General features: G+C 72.8%; 18 protein-coding genes. 8 read left to right on the forward strand and 10 right to left on the reverse strand.

The genetic code is table 11. The annotated features are described in order from the left end of the window. Nucleotides 1–34: 34 nt before the first annotated feature. The 4 genes from KV205_RS08710 to KV205_RS08725 form a co-directional block, all read right to left on the reverse strand. Nucleotides 35–205, reverse strand: coding sequence for an MbtH family protein (locus KV205_RS08710; protein ID WP_306806276.1), 171 nt, complete (start codon nt 203–205; stop codon nt 35–37). 138 nt (nt 206–343) lie between these two features. Continuing rightward, the gene (locus tag KV205_RS08715; protein ID WP_265863507.1) at nt 344–847 is read right to left on the reverse strand and encodes a hypothetical protein; all 504 of its coding nucleotides are present in this window, start codon (nt 845–847) and stop codon (nt 344–346) included. Nucleotides 848–878: 31 nt separating this feature from the next. Continuing rightward, nucleotides 879–2,201, reverse strand: coding sequence for an MFS transporter (locus KV205_RS08720; RefSeq protein WP_265863508.1), 1,323 nt, complete (start codon nt 2,199–2,201; stop codon nt 879–881). Nucleotides 2,202–2,293: 92 nt separating this feature from the next. Then, nucleotides 2,294–2,863 carry a helix-turn-helix domain-containing protein gene (locus tag KV205_RS08725; protein WP_265863509.1) on the reverse strand — a complete coding sequence of 190 codons (570 nt, stop codon included), beginning with the start codon at nt 2,861–2,863 and terminating at the stop codon, nt 2,294–2,296. Between the two features lie 196 nt (nt 2,864–3,059). On the opposite strand from KV205_RS08725, the gene KV205_RS08730 reads away from it, so the two are divergent. From KV205_RS08730 to KV205_RS08765, 8 genes are all read left to right on the forward strand, one after another. Beyond that, nucleotides 3,060–4,184 (forward strand): aryl-sulfate sulfotransferase, encoded by a 1,125-nt coding sequence (locus KV205_RS08730; RefSeq protein ID WP_265863510.1) that lies wholly within the window; start codon nt 3,060–3,062, stop codon nt 4,182–4,184. Then, on the forward strand, nt 4,181–5,626 hold the full coding sequence (locus tag KV205_RS08735) for a uracil-xanthine permease family protein (RefSeq protein WP_265863511.1): 1,446 nt from the start codon (nt 4,181–4,183) through the stop codon (nt 5,624–5,626). The genes KV205_RS08730 and KV205_RS08735 overlap by 4 nt, the downstream gene beginning before the upstream one ends. Continuing rightward, the gene (locus tag KV205_RS08740; protein WP_265863513.1) at nt 5,614–5,997 is read left to right on the forward strand and encodes a VOC family protein; all 384 of its coding nucleotides are present in this window, start codon (nt 5,614–5,616) and stop codon (nt 5,995–5,997) included. Before KV205_RS08735 ends, KV205_RS08740 begins: the two co-directional genes overlap by 13 nt. 704 nt (nt 5,998–6,701) lie before the next feature. After that, nucleotides 6,702–8,357 (forward strand): sensor histidine kinase, encoded by a 1,656-nt coding sequence (locus KV205_RS36405; protein WP_265863514.1) that lies wholly within the window; start codon nt 6,702–6,704, stop codon nt 8,355–8,357. Between the two features lie 29 nt (nt 8,358–8,386). Beyond that, complete coding sequence (locus KV205_RS08750; protein WP_265863515.1) at nt 8,387–8,767, forward strand: roadblock/LC7 domain-containing protein; 381 nt, start codon at nt 8,387–8,389, stop codon at nt 8,765–8,767. Next, entirely contained in the window at nt 8,764–9,120 is a 357-nt protein-coding gene (locus KV205_RS08755) for a DUF742 domain-containing protein (RefSeq protein ID WP_265863516.1), read from the forward strand. Before KV205_RS08750 ends, KV205_RS08755 begins: the two co-directional genes overlap by 4 nt. After that, nucleotides 9,101–9,724: an ATP/GTP-binding protein gene (locus tag KV205_RS08760; protein ID WP_265863517.1), complete on the forward strand. Its 624-nt coding sequence runs from the start codon at nt 9,101–9,103 to the stop codon at nt 9,722–9,724. Before KV205_RS08755 ends, KV205_RS08760 begins: the two co-directional genes overlap by 20 nt. Then, the gene (locus KV205_RS08765; protein WP_265863518.1) at nt 9,721–11,175 is read left to right on the forward strand and encodes a cytochrome P450; all 1,455 of its coding nucleotides are present in this window, start codon (nt 9,721–9,723) and stop codon (nt 11,173–11,175) included. The genes KV205_RS08760 and KV205_RS08765 overlap by 4 nt, the downstream gene beginning before the upstream one ends. Before the next feature lie 112 nt (nt 11,176–11,287). On the opposite strand, the gene KV205_RS08770 is transcribed toward KV205_RS08765, so the two are convergent. The 6 genes from KV205_RS08770 to KV205_RS08795 form a co-directional block, all read right to left on the reverse strand. Continuing rightward, nucleotides 11,288–12,355, reverse strand: a complete 1,068-nt coding sequence (locus KV205_RS08770; RefSeq protein WP_265863519.1) for a hypothetical protein — start codon at nt 12,353–12,355, stop codon at nt 11,288–11,290. A gap of 575 nt (nt 12,356–12,930) precedes the next feature. Beyond that, on the reverse strand, nt 12,931–14,199 hold the full coding sequence (locus KV205_RS08775; RefSeq protein WP_265863520.1) for an MFS transporter: 1,269 nt from the start codon (nt 14,197–14,199) through the stop codon (nt 12,931–12,933). A 39-nt stretch (nt 14,200–14,238) separates the two neighbouring features. Continuing rightward, a complete protein-coding gene (locus KV205_RS08780) occupies nt 14,239–14,652 on the reverse strand; it encodes a hypothetical protein (protein WP_374214645.1) in 414 nt (137 codons plus the stop codon). Nucleotides 14,653–14,898: 246 nt separating this feature from the next. Further along, complete coding sequence (locus tag KV205_RS08785) at nt 14,899–15,249, reverse strand: metalloregulator ArsR/SmtB family transcription factor (RefSeq protein WP_265863522.1); 351 nt, start codon at nt 15,247–15,249, stop codon at nt 14,899–14,901. Nucleotides 15,250–15,398: 149 nt separating this feature from the next. Further along, the gene (locus KV205_RS08790) at nt 15,399–15,761 is read right to left on the reverse strand and encodes a zinc ribbon domain-containing protein YjdM (RefSeq protein ID WP_265863523.1); all 363 of its coding nucleotides are present in this window, start codon (nt 15,759–15,761) and stop codon (nt 15,399–15,401) included. A gap of 93 nt (nt 15,762–15,854) precedes the next feature. Next, nucleotides 15,855–16,667: a polysaccharide deacetylase family protein gene (locus tag KV205_RS08795; protein WP_265863524.1), complete on the reverse strand. Its 813-nt coding sequence runs from the start codon at nt 16,665–16,667 to the stop codon at nt 15,855–15,857. Between the last annotated feature and the right edge of the window lie 26 nt (nt 16,668–16,693).

Consider the following 16,693-nt stretch of genomic DNA (forward strand, 5'->3'; position numbering starts at 1 on the left):
CCGGCCGCTTCGGCCTCGCGCAGCGATCTCGGCGTCATGTCGGTCCACAGTTCCTGATCCTGCGCAGGCACTCCTCCCGCGGCGCGGGCTCCCCGACGCTCCGCCAGCCCCGGGCAACGTCGTGGTAGGTGGGCCAAACCGAGTACTGCTCCTCGTGTTTGACGACCACGTGGAACCGGTCCTCGTGCTGATCCTGGTGCATCATTCCTCCTTCTCGTGCTCGCGGACAACGACAGGGGGCAATCCGTGGCGGGCCACGCCCGCGCGGCGTGTACCCGGGTCGCGGCGAGCTCCCCGTCGGCCCCGGACACCCGACCGGTCCGCCCGGCGCCCTGCGGCACGGCTACACCCGGAGCAAATGGGTGGCGGAACGGCTCGTCGAGGCCGCCCCGGCCGGTGTGGACACCGCGTTCGACTGGTGCCGGTGGACCACGTCGCCGAGGCCGTCGTCGCGCTGTCCCTCCGGCCCGAGGCGGCCGGCCGCACCTTCCACCTGGCCGCCGGGCGGCTCACCCGCCTCGACGCCGCGCTCGACGTGCTCCGCGGCATGGGCCACCGGCTGCCGGCCGTCGAACCCCGGGAGTGGCTGCGCCGGATCGGCGGGGATCCGGACAACCCCGCCTTCCCGCTCCTCGGCACGCTGGCCGAGGAGCTCACCGGCGGCGGGTCGGAGGGGACACTCCGCCTCGACGCCTCCGCCGCCGATGCCCTGCTCGCGGGCACCGACGTGGTCCGCCCGGGGGGACGGCGCCGCACTCGTCGCCCGCAGCGCCGCCTCGTTCACCCGCACCGGCTGGCTGCCGGAACCGGCCGCACCGGGCACGTAGTCCACGCGGGACTCCGTCACTGCTCAACGGTCAACGGTCGCCGGTCAAGGGTCAGCGGTCGAGGGGCTTGTGGGCCGTCTCCGGCAGGCGCAGATAGACCGCGGACGAGACGAGGCAGAGGGCCGCGACGTACCAGGGGAAGAGGTGCGGGCGGTCCAGTTCCTTGAGGAGGGTGCCGACGTACGGGGCGGTGCCGCCGAACAGGGCGACGGTGAGGGAGTACGGGAAGCCGATGCCGGCGGCGCGGACGCGGGCGGGGAAGGTCTCCGCGTTGACGGCGGCCGAGATGGAGGTGAAGCCGGTGAGGAGCACCATGCCGGCGCACTGCACGAGGAGGAGGGTGAGGAAGGAGCCGTCGAGCGCGCGGAGCAGCGGGACGACGAGGACGGCGAAGCCGAGGCCGAAGAAGAGCAGGGTGGGCTTGCGGCCGAAGCGGTCGGACACCAGGCCGCCGACCGGCTGGAGGAGGGCGAAGAAGGCGAGCGACAGGGTGCCCGCGAGCAGGGCGTCCTCCTTGGCGATGCCGGTGTTGAGCTCGGCGTAGGTCGGCAGGTAGGAGGTCCAGGTGTAGTACGCGAGGGTGCCGCCCGCGGTGATGCCGCCGATCAGGAGCGAGGCGCGGGGGTGGTACCGGAGCGCGTCGAAGAGTCCGGGGCGGCGTTCGTCCGCGGGCCGCTCGGCGCGGGTCTCCTCGGCGCCGCGCCGGATCCAGAAGCCGGCCAGGCTGAGCACGGCGCCGAGCAGGAACGGCACCCGCCAGCCCCAGCCGTCCATGGCGGAGTCGGAGAGTACGGCGACGAGCAGCGCGGCCACGCCGGAGGCGGCGAGCTGGCCGACGGAGGTGGAGACGTACTGGAAGGAGGAGAAGAGGCCGCGCCGGCCGGGCCCCGCGGACTCCACCAGGAAGGTCGTGGAGGCCGCGAACTCCCCGCCCACCGAGAGGCCTTGGAGCAGTCGGGCGGTCACGAGCACGACCGGGGCGAGGACTCCGGCGGCGGCATAGGTGGGGGTGATGGCGACGAGCAGGCTGCTGGCGCCCATGAGGAGGATGGTGACGGTGAGCGCGGTGCGCCGGCCGCGCCGGTCGGCGATGGCGCCCATGAGCAGGCCGCCGACGGGCCGCATGAAGAATCCGACGGCGAAGACCGCGAACGTGGAGAGCAGCGGGACGAGGGAGTTGCCGGTGCCGGGCGGGAAGACCTGGCGGGCGAGGTAGGCGGCCAGGAAGGTGTACGCGTACCAGTCGTACCACTCGACGGCGTTGCCGACGGAGGCGGCGAGCAGCTGGCGTAACGGGCGTGCGGTCGGGGGCGCCTGGGCACGTGTCGTCTCTGTGGCGGGTGTGGCGGACGGGACCGAAGGTGTGTCTGTCATGATCACGCTCTGCCCGCCGGACGGGCCTCGTACGCACCCGCCGGCGGTTCGCCCCGGCACCGGCCGGCGGTTCGCCCCCGCACCGGCCGGGCTCAGGGGCCGAGGACCTCCATGTGCTCGGCCACCGCCACCACCAGGACCCGGGTGCCGGGTGCGGTGGTGCGCCAGCGGTGCCGGACCCCGCCCGAGAGCAGCAGCGAGTCGCCGCGCCCGAGCCGGTGGATCCGCCCGTCCGCCTCCACCTCCACGCCGCCGTCGGCCACGTACATCAGCTCGTCGTTGCGGTGCCGGTACTCGCGGTGCGCCTCCTGCTCGCCCGTGAACTCCAGGGCGTGCAGCTGGTGCCGGCCGCGGACCACCGGCCGGACCCGGCCCAGGGCGTCGCCCCGCAGGCCGCTGTCGTCGTGCGCGCGCACCAGGTCGACCGTACGGGACTCGTCGGAGGCGGCGAGGAGCCGTACCGCCGTGGTGTCCAGGGCGTCCGCGATCCGCTGCAGCGAACGCATGCTGGGGCGCGCCCGGTCGTTCTCGATCTGGCTGAGGAAGGGCGAGGAGAGGCCGCTGCGCGCCGTCACCTCGGCGAGGGTCAGGTCGAGCGCGCGCCGCCGCCGGCGCACGGCCGCGCCGACCCTCGGCGTCCTCGCGCCGCCCTCGGCCACCATCGCCGTCGCCCCCCACCTGCACTCGGATGCCTTCCCCCAGCACCTTACGCGGCCTTCTCCCGCCGCCCCGGGACGGTTTCGTACTCCCGACACACGCCCGTCACACGAGGCCCCTAGTTTCAAAGCCGGTTGCTCTCATCAAAGAAAGTTTGATGACGGGCGCCACCCCTCCACCACCTCCGACGGGAGCTCCGCCATGCCCACGGTCGACCAGAACTCACGGCGCCGCCGCCCCACCGGCCTGATCGCCCTCGACGAGACCGCCGCCTTCCCCGGCCTCACCCTCTACGCGCCCCTCACCGGCAGCGGCGAGGTGTATCTCGTCGACCTCCACGGACGCACCGTCCACCAGTGGCACCTGCCGTACCGCCCCGGCCGGCACGCCCGCCTCCTCGCCGACGGAACGCTCGCCTTCAACGGCGTGCTCCCCGGCGAGCCCGCCCTCTTCCCGATGTGGCACAAGTACCGCGGCGGTGTGATGCTCCGGGCCGCGCCGGACGGCACGGTGCTGCGCGAGCACCGCGACCCGCTCCAGCACCACGACGCCCACCACCTCGACGACGGCCGCATCCTCTACTCCGCCCTCGAACCGCTCACCGGCGCGGACGCGGCGGCGGTACGGGGCGGGGTGCCCGGCTCCGAGGCCGCGGGCGGCACCGTATGGGCCGACACCCTCCGCGAGGTCGGTCCGGACGGCGAGCTCCTCTGGTCCTGGCGGGCCGCCGAGCACCTCGACCGCGCCGAGTTCCCGCTGCACGAGGCGTACGCCCGCGAGCACTGGCCCCTCGTCAACAGCGTGACCCCGCTCCGCGACGGCAACGTCCTGGCCAGCCTGCGCAGCGTGTCCGCGGTCGTCGTGATCAGCCGCGAGACCGGCGAGATCCTCTGGCGCAGCCGCCCCGGCAGCGTCAGCCAGCAGCACGCGCCGACCGAACTCGCCGACGGGCGGCTCCTCGTCTTCGACAACGGCGTCTTCCGGCCCGGGCACGACGTGCCGTACTCGCGGGTCGTCGAGCTCGACCGGGCGAGCGGCGAGGTCGTGTGGGAGTACCACGACCCGGCCCGCGAGTTCTTCTTCGCGCCCTTCATGGGCTCGGCGCAGCGGCTGCCGAACGGGAACACGCTGGTCACCGACTCCCCCTCCGGGCGCCTCTTCGAGGTGACCCGCGACGGCTATCTGTGCTGGGAGTACGTGGTCCCGCACTTCGCCGCCTACCACGAGAGCGAGGTCCGCGGCCTCTTCCCGTCCGAGCCCAACGCGGTCTTCCGCGCCTACCGTTACGCGCCCCAGGACATCCCGTGGCTGGGGGCCGGGGCATGACGGACACCCCGGGCACGGCCCGTACCGTCGCCGACGGCCCGGTCGACGCGCCCGACGCGGTCGACGAGCGGGTCCCCTTGCGGCGGCTGGCGCCGCTCGCGGCCCAGCACGTCCTGGCGATGATCGCCGCGCCCGTCTCCACCGTCTTCCTGGTCGCCGGCACCCTGCGGTCGTCCCCCGGCGCGGCCGCCTCGCTGCTCAGCGCCGTGCTGCTGATGTGCGGGGCGGGCACGCTGCTGCAGTCGCTCGGGCTGTGGCGGTTCGGCGGGCGGCTGCCGTTCGTGATGCTGCCCGGCGGCGCGGCGACCGCGCTCTTCCTGCAGATCGCGGAGGAGCACGGGGCGCCGACCGCCGCCGGCTCGGTGCTGCTCGCCGCGGCGCTGCTGCTCGCCGTGCTCCCCTTGTACGCGCGGGTCGTGCGGCTCTTCCCGCCGCTGGTCATGGGCGTGACCGTGCTGCTCATCGGCATCGCGATGATCCGGGTCGCGGCGCGGCTCGTGACCGGCCCGGACGGTACGGGCGCACCGCGCGCGGTGCTGCTCGCGGCGCTCACCGTCGCGGCGACGGCCGCCGCGTACGTCGTGCTGCGCGGGGTCTGGCGGCAGACCGCCGTGCTCCTCGGCATGGCCGCGGGCACCACGCTCGCCGCCGTGACCGGGCTCGGCGGCTTCGCCCCTGCGGCGGGCAGCGGCTTCGCGCTGCCGTCCCTTCTCCCGTACGGCGCACCGGAGTTCGACGTGCTCGCCGCGCTGCCCCTGCTGGTGTTCGCGCTGACCACGCTCGCGGAGATCACCGGCCAGACGGTCCTCAACAGCGAGACCGTGGGGCGCGCACCGGCCCCGGGGCGGGACGTGCCGCGGGTCGCCCGCGCCGACGCCCTGGTGTCCCTCCTGGGCGGCCTGTTCGGCACCTCCCTCATGGTGACCAGCGCCGAGAACATCGGCATCGGGCGCCTGACCGGGGTGCGCAGCCGGTTCGTGACGGCCGGCGCCGGCGTGCTGCTCGTCCTGCTCGGCCTGGCCACGCCCGTCTCCCGCGTCCTCGCGGGCATCCCGGAGGCCGTGGTGGGCGGTTCCTCGCTCGTCGTGTACGCCGTCATCGCCGTCCTGGGCGTCGAGATGCTGCGCCGCGCCGACCTCGGCGGCGGAGGCGGTACGGGCACGGGCTCGGGCTCGGGCACCCTCGTGGCGGCGCTCGCGCTCGCGGTGGGCCTGCTGCCGATGCTGAGCCCGGACCTGTACGCGGGGTTCCCGGGGTGGGCGCGCACCGTGCTGGGCAGCGGAGTGGTCGCGGGCACCCTGACCGCCGTCCTGCTGACCGCGCTGCTCGGGCGCGCCGGCGGAGGCGGAGGCGGCCGGGGCGGAGGCGGAGGCAGAGATCACGGTCATGGCGGTGGCGTCCGAGCCGGAAATCGGGAAGGCTCGCGCCCATGGTTTCGGTAGTGCAGAACGTGGCGATCGACTGTGCGGACGCCTATGAGCTGGCCCGGTTCTGGAGCGCGGTGACCGGCCGTCCGCTGCATCCGGACGACCGGCCGGGTGACCGGGAGGTCCAGGTGATGCTCGCGGAGGGGCCGGTGCTGTACTTCAACCAGGTGCCCGAGCCGAAGACGGTCAAGAACCGGATCCATCTGTGTCTGCGCCCGGAGACCTCGCGCGACCAGGAGGTGGAGCGCCTGCTCGCGCTCGGCGCCGGCTTCGTCGGGGACCACCGGAATCCCGACGGCTCCGGCTGGGCGGTCCTCGCCGACCCCGAGGGCAACGAGTTCTGCGTGCTGCGCAGCGCGTCCGACCGGGCCGCCACACCGTCCTGACCGTCTCGTCCGGCGCCCTTCCCCCTCCCCCTCATCCCCTTCGTCTCCCCGCGGCCGTCCCGGCCGGCTCTCGTCCGAGAGCCGGCCGAGGGCGGCCGCCGCGTTTCCCGGCCGGAGGCGGCGGCCGACGGCCGACGGCCAGCGCGGCACACAGGCACCCGGGTCCCGAACGCCCGATCGCCTCTCCTCGCCCACCGGCCCCATCGGCTCGCCCCACCGCCCGATCACCCCCGCACGCCCCGCCCCACCCCCGTGCGCCCCCTTGCCCGCGCCCGGCCCGCCTCGACGCCGCCCCGTGCCGTACGGCACGCACATCCATGCCACCACCGCGATCATTTTTGATCGCCTGATGACATTTTCAGTTCGAGTTTCTTTCCCTTTATCGGCCCGGAGGGATCGATGGAGGCTTCCGCTCCATCCGGGGCACATGCCAATCCCGAACTGACTATGCTCCCCACATGTGTTGCGACGCGCTCACACAGAGTCACGCGTGCGGAAACAGGTGCGGAATCGGCCACGGACGAAAACCGGCCGCGAAACGAAAAGCCCATCAGTCGGTCGCAGCACTCTCTTCCGCTCGCACACCCTTTGCCAGCTCATTCGTTCCCCTCGTTCATTAGTCCGCTCATTTCCGTCTGTTGAGGGACCCTTTGATGGTTCGTGCAGCTTCGACTTCCAGAGCCAGGCCGCGGAACGCGGCACCGGTGTGGCTCATTCCCCCCGGGGCCCTGGCCGGCGTCCTCGCCATAGGGCTGTTCTTCTCCTCCGCGCAGATACGGTCGTCGCTCGCCTGGTACGGCCTGGTGGCCGTCGCCCTCACGGCCGTCACCTCGGCCGTGACGATGCGCCGGCTCCGTACGAGCGACTCGGCCCGCCGGACCCAGGCGGCCGCCGAGGCGCGGGAGTACTACGCCCGGCGCGAAGCCGCGCTGCTCGGCCGCCTCGCGGACCAGCGGTCCACCACCCGGTGGATGGCCGACGAGCTGCTCCCCGCGGCCGTGGCCCGGCTGCAGAAGGGCGAGAGCGCGTCGGACATCATGCAGTCCGTCTCCTTCGGCGACCACCTCGACGACGAGTTCACCGAGGCGCTGAAGGGCGCCCTGCGAACCCTCCTGGAGGCCGTCGAGGCCGAGGAGAGCACCCGTGACTCGTCCCAGCGCGCGCTCGTCGCCGTCGCCCGCCGCGTCCAGGCGATCGTGCACCAGCTCGCCAAGGACCTGCACGCGATGCAGATCCTGCACGGCACGGACATCGTCGTCTCGCGCGGTCTGCAGGACATCGACCACCGCAACGCGCTGATCGGCCGCCTCGCGGCCAGCATCGCCGTGCTCGGCGACGCCCGGCCCGGCCGCCAGTGGTCGAAGGCGATCCCGCTCTACGACGTCCTGCGCGGCGCCATGTCCCGTATCGTCGACTACCCCCGCGTGCGGCTGCAGGCGGTGACCGAGGTGGCCGTCATCGGCCCCGGCGCCGAGCCGCTGATCCACCTGCTCGCCGAACTCCTCGACAACGCCACGACCTTCTCGCCGCCGCACACCCCGGTGGAGGTCACCGCGAGCGAGGTGCCCTCCGGCATCGCGATCGAGATCGAGGACCGCGGCGTCGGCCTGACCGAGGAGGTCCGGCAGCGCATCGACCGCGTCATGACGCAGTCGGCCACCGGCATCTTCCTGGCGGGTCTCGGCGAGGTCACCCAGCTCGGTCTGCCCGTCGTGAGCCGGCTGGCGCGCGAGCACGGCTGCGAGGTGGACCTGCGCACCTCCGCGTACGGCGGTGTGCGGGCCGTCATCCTCGTACCCCGACGCCTGATCACCACGGTGCCCCAGCCTGTCATGAGAGCCCCCCACGAGAACCAACGGAAGCGCTCCGGCGGCCCGGGCTTCCCGACGCCTCCGCCGCCTCCCACCATCATTCCGCCCGCGCCGGCTCCGATGCCCGAGCGCGCGTCCGCACCGGCGCCCGCGCCCAAGCGCGTGCCCGCTCCCGCTCCGGCCTCCACCGCGCGCCACGCCGCCCCCACGGCGTCGACGACGGCCCCCGCCGCGCCCTCCGCGTCGCCTTCCGCGTCGCCTTCCGCGCCGTTCACCACCGCGCCGTTCACGGCCGCGGCGGACTCCGGCGCCACCGATGCCGGCGAGCCCGGCAAGACCGTCAACGGGCTCCCGCAGCGCCGCCGCGCGTCGCCCGTCCCCACCCCGGTCGTCCGCACGGGCAGCACTCCCCCGGAGGCGCCGGCCCTCCCCCGGCGCAACGGCACGCCGCGCCAGCCGGGCCTGATGTGGGAGGCGTTCAACGGCGAGAAGCGGACGGCCGCCGATCCCTCCACTCCCCACAGCGATCCGTCAGATGAGGTCGAGTAACCATGCAGCCACTGCCCAACATTGACTGGATGCTCACGGAGCTCGTGGGCAGCGTTCCGTACGTGCGCCACGTGGTCGTCCTCTCCTCGGACGGCCTGTGCATCGGCCAGGCCAACACCACCCCGGACACCGCCGACGCGATCGCGGCCGCCTGTTCCGGCATCCAGAGCCTGGCCAAGGCCATCGCGCAGATGTTCCCGCACGGCGACGGCTCGACGCGGATGGTCGGGATCGAGGCCGACGGCGGCTACTTCTCCCTCATGGCGGCCGGCCCCGGCGCGTACCTCGCGGTCCTGGCCGACGAGGAGGTGGACGCGGGGCTGCTCGGCGACCGGATGCGGACCCTGGTGGTGCGGATCGGTCAGCACATGACGAGTCCGCCCCGTGATGACGTGCGGCAGGCGATGTGACATCAGAGCGCAAAGGCCCTTGGGACGAAGGCACTCCCGTTCCGCTTTACGTCATCACCGGCGGCCAGGGCTCCGGGGAGAAGGCGTTCAACCTGGTGACCCTGATCGCGTCGCGGTCCTCGCCCGAGCCTTCGATGCAGCCCGAGACCGCCGCCATCCTCACCATGTGTCAGTACCCGCTGTCGGTCGCCGAGGTCTCGGCGTACCTCAGCCTCCCGTTCAGTGTCGTCACCGTGCTCCTGTCCCAACTCGTCGAGGACGAACGTGTGGAAGCCATCGCACCCGTGCCCGTCGCGGCATTTCCCGAACGCGGTCTGTTGGAGGCGGTGATCCATGGACTACGCAAGCTCTGAGGCCTCCCTGGCCAGCCCGCGCGGCACCGACGTGCTGCTGCCGCACGGCGCCCGGGGAGTCAAGGTCGTGGTCGTCGGCGGCTTCGGCGTCGGCAAGACCACCATGGTCGGGGCGGTCAGCGAGATCAAGCCGCTGACCACCGAGGAGAACATGACCCAGGCGGGTGTCGGGATCGACAACAACCCCGGCGCCGCTGGCAAGAGCACCACCACCGTCGCGATGGACTTCGGACGGATCAGCATCAACGAGGAGCTGGTCCTCTATCTCTTCGGGACCCCGGGCCAGGAACGCTTCTGGTTCCTGTGGAACGGGATCTTCGAAGGCGCGCTCGGCGCGGTCGTCCTCGTCGACACCCGCCGGATCGAGGTGTGCTTCGAGGTCATCACCCGTCTCGAGGACCGCCGTGTCCCCTTCGTCGTGGCGGTCAACACCTTCCCGGAAGCCCCGCAGTACCCCCTGCCCGAACTGCGCACCGCGCTGGCCCTCGGCGAGTCCGTCCCCATCGTCACCTGCGACGCCCGCGACCGGGCGTCCTGCCGTGACGCGCTGCTCTCGCTGATGGTCTACCTGTGCACCCTCGCCGCCCAGGAGACCCCCGTATGACCGTCCCACCCTCCGAACACGCCGGCCCGGAGACCGACCTCCTGCCGCCGCCGGGCTGCCCGGCGCACGCGGCGGCCACCGGCCCCGACGGCACCACCCGGCTGTACGGCCCCACCGCGGCCACCGACCCGATGGGTCTGTACGAGAAGCTGCGCGCCGCGCACGGAACGGTCGCGCCGGTCCTGCTCGACGGCGACGTGCGCGCCTGGCTCGTCCTCGGCTACACCGAGAACCGCGACGTCGCCACCCGCGCCACCCAGTACTCGCGCGATCCGCGGGTCTGGCACGGCTGGCGCAGCGGCGAGATCGACCCCGCCACCTCGCCGCTCATCCCCATGATCGGCTGGCGGCCGGACTGCGTGTGCGCGGACGGCGAGGACCACCAGCGGCTGCGCGGTGCGGTCACGGCGGGCCTCGACCAGTTCGACCACCGCGGACTGCGCCGTCACATCACCCGCTTCGCCCACCAGTTGATCGACGGGTTCTGCGAGAGCGGCGAGTCGGAGCTGGTCAACCAGTTCACCGAACACCTTCCGATGCTCACCCTCATCCATCTCCTCGGCATGTCGGACGAGTCCGGCCCGGAGCTGGTGCACGCCGCGCGTGACCTGTTCAAGGCGACCGAGACCTCGCTCGCCAGCAACGCCTTCGTCCTGAAGGCCCTGGAGGAGCTGGTCGTCGCCAAGCGCTCGCGGCCGGGGCAGGACATCGCGTCCGCGCTGCTCGCCCACCCGGCCGGGCTCACCGACGAGGAGGTGATGCACCACCTGCGGCTGATCCTGCTCGCCGGGTACGAGACGACGGCCAACCTGATGTCCAACGTGCTGCGGATGGTGGTCACCGACCACCGCTTCCGCGGTTCGCTGGCCGGCGGTCAGATGACGCTGCCGGAGGCCGTCGAGCAGGTGCTGTGGGACGAGCCGCCGCTGATGGTGTGCCCGGGCCGCTGGGCCAACGGCGACACCACGCTCGGCGGGCAGCAGATCAAGGCGGGCGACATGCTGCTGCTCGGCCTGGCCGCCGGCAATGTCGACGAGACGATCCGGCCGGATCCGGCGACCCCGGTGCACCACAACCGGGCGCACCTGTCCTTCAGCGCGGGCAGCCACGAGTGCCCCGGCCAGGACATCGGCCGCATCATCGCCGACACCGGCATCGACATCCTGCTGACCCGGCTGCCGGACATCGCGCTCGCGGTGCCGGAGGAGGAGCTGTCCTGGCGTTCCTCCACCTGGGCGCGGCATCTGACGGCGCTTCCGGTGCGGTTCGCGCCCCGGCAGCCGCGGGCGCAGGACCTGCCGGCGCCGCTGCCTGCGCCGCCGACGCAGAGCAGCGGGCTGCCGGCGCCCGGCCTGTGGCCCGAGACCGCGCCGCCGGTCCCGGAGCAGCGCCCGGCGGCGGCCCCGGCCTCGTGGTGGGCGCGGCTGCGGCGGCTGCTCTCCCGCCGCTAGGGGTTTGCGCGGTTTCCGGAGTACGGAGGGGGTGTCGGCACACGGGTGCCGGCGCCCCCTCCGGCGTGTCCGGGCGGGTACGGGCGGGTACGGGCGCTCCTGCGCCGGGCTCTCACGCGCCCGGCGGGTACCGCTCGTCGAGGCTCCGCTGTTCCGGAACGGTGTGGTCGGCCGGTACGTAGCGGGGCGCCCCGGTGTACCAGGCGTGCAGCCCGGAGAGGAACCCGCACGCGCCCGCCAGCCAGGCGTCGAGCTCGTCGCGCTCGTCGGGATGGAGCCCCGACTGCCGTACGAGCAGCGGGAGTTCATGCGTCCGCAGGTACTCGAAGTCGCGGAGGCGGGAGTTGACCAGGTGGACGGAGGCGGGCACGGCGTCGTGGAGGGGCAGTCCGAGGGACTCGCCGATGACGACGACCAGGTTGTTGACGTCGTGCTCCTCGTGGACCTCCCGTTCGTAGGAGGCGAGGTCGTTGGCGAGGCCCATGAAGTCCATGAAGGCGTCGAGCAGACCGCGGACGGTGCCGCTGTCGCGTATCGCCTCCGGTATTCGCGCACGGGTGGAGAGTTCGACGGAATAGGGCGCGGTGTGCGCGGCGAAGCTCTCGCGGCGGAACGGCGCGTATTCGATGAGGCTCGGAACGCGGCCGGCGAGGCTGTTGGCGAGTTCCGTCACTCCCGCGTCGATGTATTTCGCGAGGGCCCGGTTGAATTCCAGCCGCCAGTGCGCGAGCCGGGGCGGGAAGAACTGCGCCTGGAGGTCGGCGATTCCGCGTTCCACGGCGTTCTCCGGATACGGGAGGCGGGCCGGGATCTCGGGGCGCAGAAAATCGTGCAGCCGGGCCGTGAAGGCGAGTGCGCCCGGGAGATCACCGGTCCGCTTGAAGGCGTTGGCGAAATAGTCGTCCCAGGCCAGCGCCCAGATGTTGAACCGGTGGTTCAGCCGCAGATCGGCCGGTGAGGCGTCGGGCAGACACCAGGCGGTCAGCTGGTCCACGGTCATGGCGTGGAACTGGGACCGCGTCCATATCCCCTCGTACGTTCTCAGCCTCCCCTCGCCGTGCAGCATCCCCATCTCGCGCGCCCAGGTCTCGGTCTCCGCGCGCAGACCCGGCAGATACGGGTTCACCCGCAGCGGGTGGGGCATCCACAGCTCGGGGAGCTCGACGGCACGCACTGTCATGGGACCAACCTCCTTCGTTCTCCGGCCCGTTCCACTGTGCGGACCACCATCGCGTCGTTCTCACCTCGGGGCGCCCGGGCTGCGTCGGCATGGCATCCCCCGGAGGGACGCGCTGCTCCACCACGGCGCGCCGCGGCACACTCCTGCTTCTTCCGCCCCACCGGACCGCCCTCCGTCGCCACTGGCAACTGCCACTGCCACGGGCAATGTCAGTCACTGACGCCGGACCCTTCCCCAGGTCCTGAACCCCAAACCTGCCCACCTTGGCCGAACTACAACCCCAACTGGCTTTATTCCGCTCGCCCTTGATAGCGAGGGGCCCGAAGCTGCTCGTTCTGTGTGCGCTCTCTGTGCCGGGCGTCGGCGTGCGGGGCGCGCGTGACGAACGGGGCGCCACACGGGCCCCTCCGGTGCCGCCGGCGGCTCTACACCCTCCGCCGGGACGGCGCCAGCGGGCGTACGGGCGGGCGCGATGGCGGGCGCACGGGGGCGCGCGCCGGTGAAGGCCAAGGGTCGGGGGGCCGGCCCGAACCCGCGTTCGCTCCGGCCGCCCCGGCCGCGTCGCCGGTGCCGCCTCAGCGCTCGGCCTCGGCCCGCGGGGTCGCGGTGTCCTCGGCCGGTGGGGCGGGACGGGTGCGTTCGGCCCAGGCGGCGACCGGGGGTCCGGCCAGGCCCAGGGCCGCGAAGAAGAGGGCGAGGAGGAGCCATCCGGTGTGGCCGAGGGCGAGGACCGCTCCGGTCAGGATCAGCGGGGCGAGGGCCTGGCCCGCGTTGAAGCCGATGCCGAGGAGGCCCTGGTACTGGCCCTGGGCGTGGTCGGGGGCGAGGCCGAAGCCGAGGGCGTAGCCGCCGGACGACTCCCACACCTCGCCGATGCTGTGGAGGCACACGGCGAGGACGGCGAGGGCCGGTGCGACCCACATGGGGACGTCGGCGGTCAGCGCCATCAGCGGACAGCTGACGAGGAAGAGGAGTCCGGCGCGGCGGAGGGCGCGGCCGCCCTGGTGCGGGGTCTCGACCTTGGAGCCGAGGCGGCTCTGGAGCAGGACGCAGACCCCGCTGTTGACCGCGTAGACCGCGGCCACGGTCCACCGCGGTGCGTCGGTGTGGGCGGCGAGCCAGATCGGCAGAAGAAGGGAGACGGTCTGGTACTGCAGGCCCATGGCGCTGTAGAGCGCGACGAAGGACAGGTACGGCCGGTCGGCGAGGACGCTCCACTGCCGGTGGTCCTCGGGCTTGGGCAGGGGCCGGTAGTTCGGGACGCCGATCAGCACGATGAGTCCGGCGAGGGCGAAGCTGGCGGCGTTGGCGAGGATCAGCGCGGTGTAGGCGGCACGGGTGTCGATCTGGAGGGCGACGCCCGCGCCCAGGGTGCCGACGACGACGCCGAGGTTGACGTAGGTCCGGAGCCGGGCCCGGAAGGCGGCGGGCCGCTCGCCGCCGACGCGGGCGACGAGCGCACCGCCCGCCGCGCCGGCGGCCGTGGCGGCCAGCCGGTCCAGGGTGGCGACGAGGGTGAAGGCGAGCCAGCTGTCGATGAGGACGAAGGACGCCATGGTGAGGGCCAGCACGGCCTGGGCGATCAGCGAGACGACCCGCGGACCGTACCGGTCGGCCAGATTGCCCGCCGGTACGCCGGCCGCCAGGCCGCAGAGTCCGGCGATCGTCAGGCCCGCTCCCACCTGGGCGGCGGGCAGGTGCACGACGAAGGTGAAGTAGAGGATGGCGGCGGTGTTGAAGAGCCCGTTGCCGATCCTGCTGACGAAACTGGAGATGATCAGAGCCCGCTGCGGACCGGATTCCGCCCCGCCGCGTAAGCGCTTCCCGATTCCTGTCGTGATCATGCCGGTGAGGCTAACAGGGTGCCGGTGCGCACAACGGGCCTACGCGGGCTCGGGCAGCTCCCCGAGGCGGGCGGCGACCCGGGTGCGGAGCAGGAGGTACTCGTCCCAGCGGCGGGGCAGCGGGCCCGGGGGCCGTTCGACGACGCGCGCGGCGCCGACGAGCTCGCCCCGGAGGAACTGCTCGCGGGTCAGGTCGAGTTCGACGCCGTTGGGGAGGCGGTTCCACCAGTGGTAGCCGTGCTGCTCGCCGTCCAGGTGGACCTCGCCGACGACCAGGTCGCCGCCGAAGAGGTCGTTCACGATGAGGGCGGTGATGTCGCAGTGGCCCCAGGCGGGATTGTCGGGCACCCATTCGGTCTGGTAGTCGGGCGAGCTGGTGTCGGCCGCCCAGGACGCGCGCAGGGCGCGGTCGAGATCGAGGAGATTCCAGGTGATCGTCACGGGGGCCAGCATGGCACCGGCCACTGACAACGGGTGCCGTCGTCGGCGGCCGGTGCTGCGGGGGCGCTCTTCGCGGCGGCTCGGGCTTCCCCGGGCTGCACGGACTACCCGGCCTGCTCGGGATAACCCGGCGTGCCTGGGACTACCCGGCCGACTCGGGCTTCCCCGGGCTGCCCGGCCTGCCGGCTGCTCGGGTTTCCCCGGCCGTGCGGACTTCCGGCGCTGCGCGGGTTTCCGGCGCTGCGCGGGTTTCCGGCGCTACTCGGGCGGCGCGATCGCCGTTCCGCTGGCGCGGAGGTCGGCGAGGAGCTCGGCCTGGCCGGCGAGGACGCCGGACAGGATCGAGCGGGCGACCACCAGGAGCTCGGCGACCTGCGGATCGGTCAGTGTGTAGTGGACCGCCGAGCCCTCGCGGCGCGCCACGACCAGGTTGGCGCGGCGCAGCACGGCGAGCTGCTGGGAGAGGTGCGCGGGCTCGACGCCGACCTCGGCCAGCATCTCCGAGACCGCGTGCTCCCGCTGGCTGAGCAGCTCCAGGACGCGGATCCGCACGGGGTGGCCGAGCGTCTTGAAGAATTCCGCCTTCAGCTGGTAGAGCGGCGCGCTCATGGTGCCCACCGCCCCTTCCCGGGGAGCGCCGCCGACGCGTACGCGCCCGGCCGCTCGCTCCCTCGCCACGTCGATCGTGTGCAGTCAGAACTCTTCGTCATGGGGCTATCCTCGCGCCTTCACGGCGTCCCGATGAACGCCCTCGGCGGTCAGGCCTTCTTCACCACGCTGGACTTCAGCTGCATCGGGCCGAAGCCGTCGACCTTGCAGTCGATGTCGTGGCCGTCGACACCGTCGACCAGACGGATGTTGCGGACCTTGGTGCCGGCCTTGATGCCGCTGGGGCTGCCCTTCACCTTGAGGGTCTTGACCACGGTCACCGTGTCGCCGTCGGCGAGGACATTGCCGACGGCGTCCCGGATGACCTTCTCGCCGCCGGCGGCGTCGTCGGAGCCGGCCTCACCGGCGGAGGCCGACCACTCGTGGCCGCATTCGGGGCAGACGAGCAGCGAGCCCATCTCGTAGGTGTAGACGCCGGAGCACTCGGGGCACGGGGGAAGGTTCTCGTTCACCCCTCGATTCTATGAGCAGCCGAATGAATTGCGAAAATCGGCAACCCGCCCGGTGGGGTGAGCCACCGGGCCGGGGGGCGGCATCGGCCCCGGTCAGGGGGCGGTGCGGACCGGGAAGCTGGTCGGGTGACCCTGCTGCTTGAGCCAGGGGAGGACCTGGCGGAGGGCCTCGACGGTCTGGCTGCGGTCGCCGCCGCCGTCGTGGAAGAGGATCGTCGGGCCGTTGGACAGCTCGTTCTTCACGGCGCCGACGATCGCCGCGGTGCCGGGGCGCTCGAAGTCCTTGGTGTCCACGTTCCAGCCGAGCGGCCGCATGCCCTCGGCGGCGGCGATCTTCCGGCTGTCCGGGGTGAAGGCGCCGCCCGGTGCGCGGTAGTAGTCGATCTTCGCGCCGCCGGCCGCCTCCTCGATCAGCCGCTTCGCGTCGAGGATCTGCTGCTTCTGGTACGCGACCGACTTCTTGTCCATGGTGGTGTCGTGGTCCATGGTGTGGTCGCAGAGCCGGTGGCCCTCGGCGACGACCCGCTTCACGAGCGCCGGGTACTCCTTGGCGCGCGGCCCGACCATGCAGAACGTGGCCTTGACGCCGTTCTCCTTGAGGATGTCGAGCATCTGGGGCGTCCAGTTCGGGTCGGGGCCGTCGTCGATGGTGATGTTCACCGACTTCCCGCCCGCCTCGGTGGCGTGCGCGATGCTCTCCGGGACCTTCGCCGGCTTCACCTGCGCCGGGGCCTTGCCGTCCTGGGTGGGCGGTACGCGCTGCTCGTGCTGCGCTCCCGCGCCTGCCCCGTCGCGCGCCTCCGCCTCCGTGTCCGTCAACACGGCGGCCCCCCAGGCGGCCAGACTCAGCGCGACCGCCGATGCGACCGCGGCTATCTGCGGCGTGTACTTCTTCTTCTGCCCCATGTGATGCCCCACTCCCCGTGTTCGTC

This window comes from Streptomyces sp. SKN60 (assembly GCF_026236535.1).
Taxonomy (GTDB): domain Bacteria; phylum Actinomycetota; class Actinomycetes; order Streptomycetales; family Streptomycetaceae; genus Streptomyces.

Coding starts and splice junctions, on each gene's coding strand:
- KV205_RS08780 (WP_374214645.1), bottom strand. CDS start 14,652: ATGCTGGCCCCCGTGACGATCACCTGGAATCTCCTCGATCTCGACCGC.
- KV205_RS08760 (WP_265863517.1), top strand. CDS start 9,101: ATGGACTACGCAAGCTCTGAGGCCTCCCTGGCCAGCCCGCGCGGCACC.
- KV205_RS08710 (WP_306806276.1), bottom strand. CDS start 205: ATGATGCACCAGGATCAGCACGAGGACCGGTTCCACGTGGTCGTCAAA.
- KV205_RS08720 (WP_265863508.1), bottom strand. CDS start 2,201: ATGACAGACACACCTTCGGTCCCGTCCGCCACACCCGCCACAGAGACG.
- KV205_RS08730 (WP_265863510.1), top strand. CDS start 3,060: ATGCCCACGGTCGACCAGAACTCACGGCGCCGCCGCCCCACCGGCCTG.
- KV205_RS08765 (WP_265863518.1), top strand. CDS start 9,721: ATGACCGTCCCACCCTCCGAACACGCCGGCCCGGAGACCGACCTCCTG.
- KV205_RS08785 (WP_265863522.1), bottom strand. CDS start 15,249: ATGAGCGCGCCGCTCTACCAGCTGAAGGCGGAATTCTTCAAGACGCTC.
- KV205_RS08740 (WP_265863513.1), top strand. CDS start 5,614: ATGGTTTCGGTAGTGCAGAACGTGGCGATCGACTGTGCGGACGCCTAT.
- KV205_RS08770 (WP_265863519.1), bottom strand. CDS start 12,355: ATGACAGTGCGTGCCGTCGAGCTCCCCGAGCTGTGGATGCCCCACCCG.
- KV205_RS08735 (WP_265863511.1), top strand. CDS start 4,181: ATGACGGACACCCCGGGCACGGCCCGTACCGTCGCCGACGGCCCGGTC.
- KV205_RS08775 (WP_265863520.1), bottom strand. CDS start 14,199: ATGATCACGACAGGAATCGGGAAGCGCTTACGCGGCGGGGCGGAATCC.
- KV205_RS08795 (WP_265863524.1), bottom strand. CDS start 16,667: ATGGGGCAGAAGAAGAAGTACACGCCGCAGATAGCCGCGGTCGCATCG.
- KV205_RS08750 (WP_265863515.1), top strand. CDS start 8,387: ATGCTCACGGAGCTCGTGGGCAGCGTTCCGTACGTGCGCCACGTGGTC.
- KV205_RS08725 (WP_265863509.1), bottom strand. CDS start 2,863: ATGGTGGCCGAGGGCGGCGCGAGGACGCCGAGGGTCGGCGCGGCCGTG.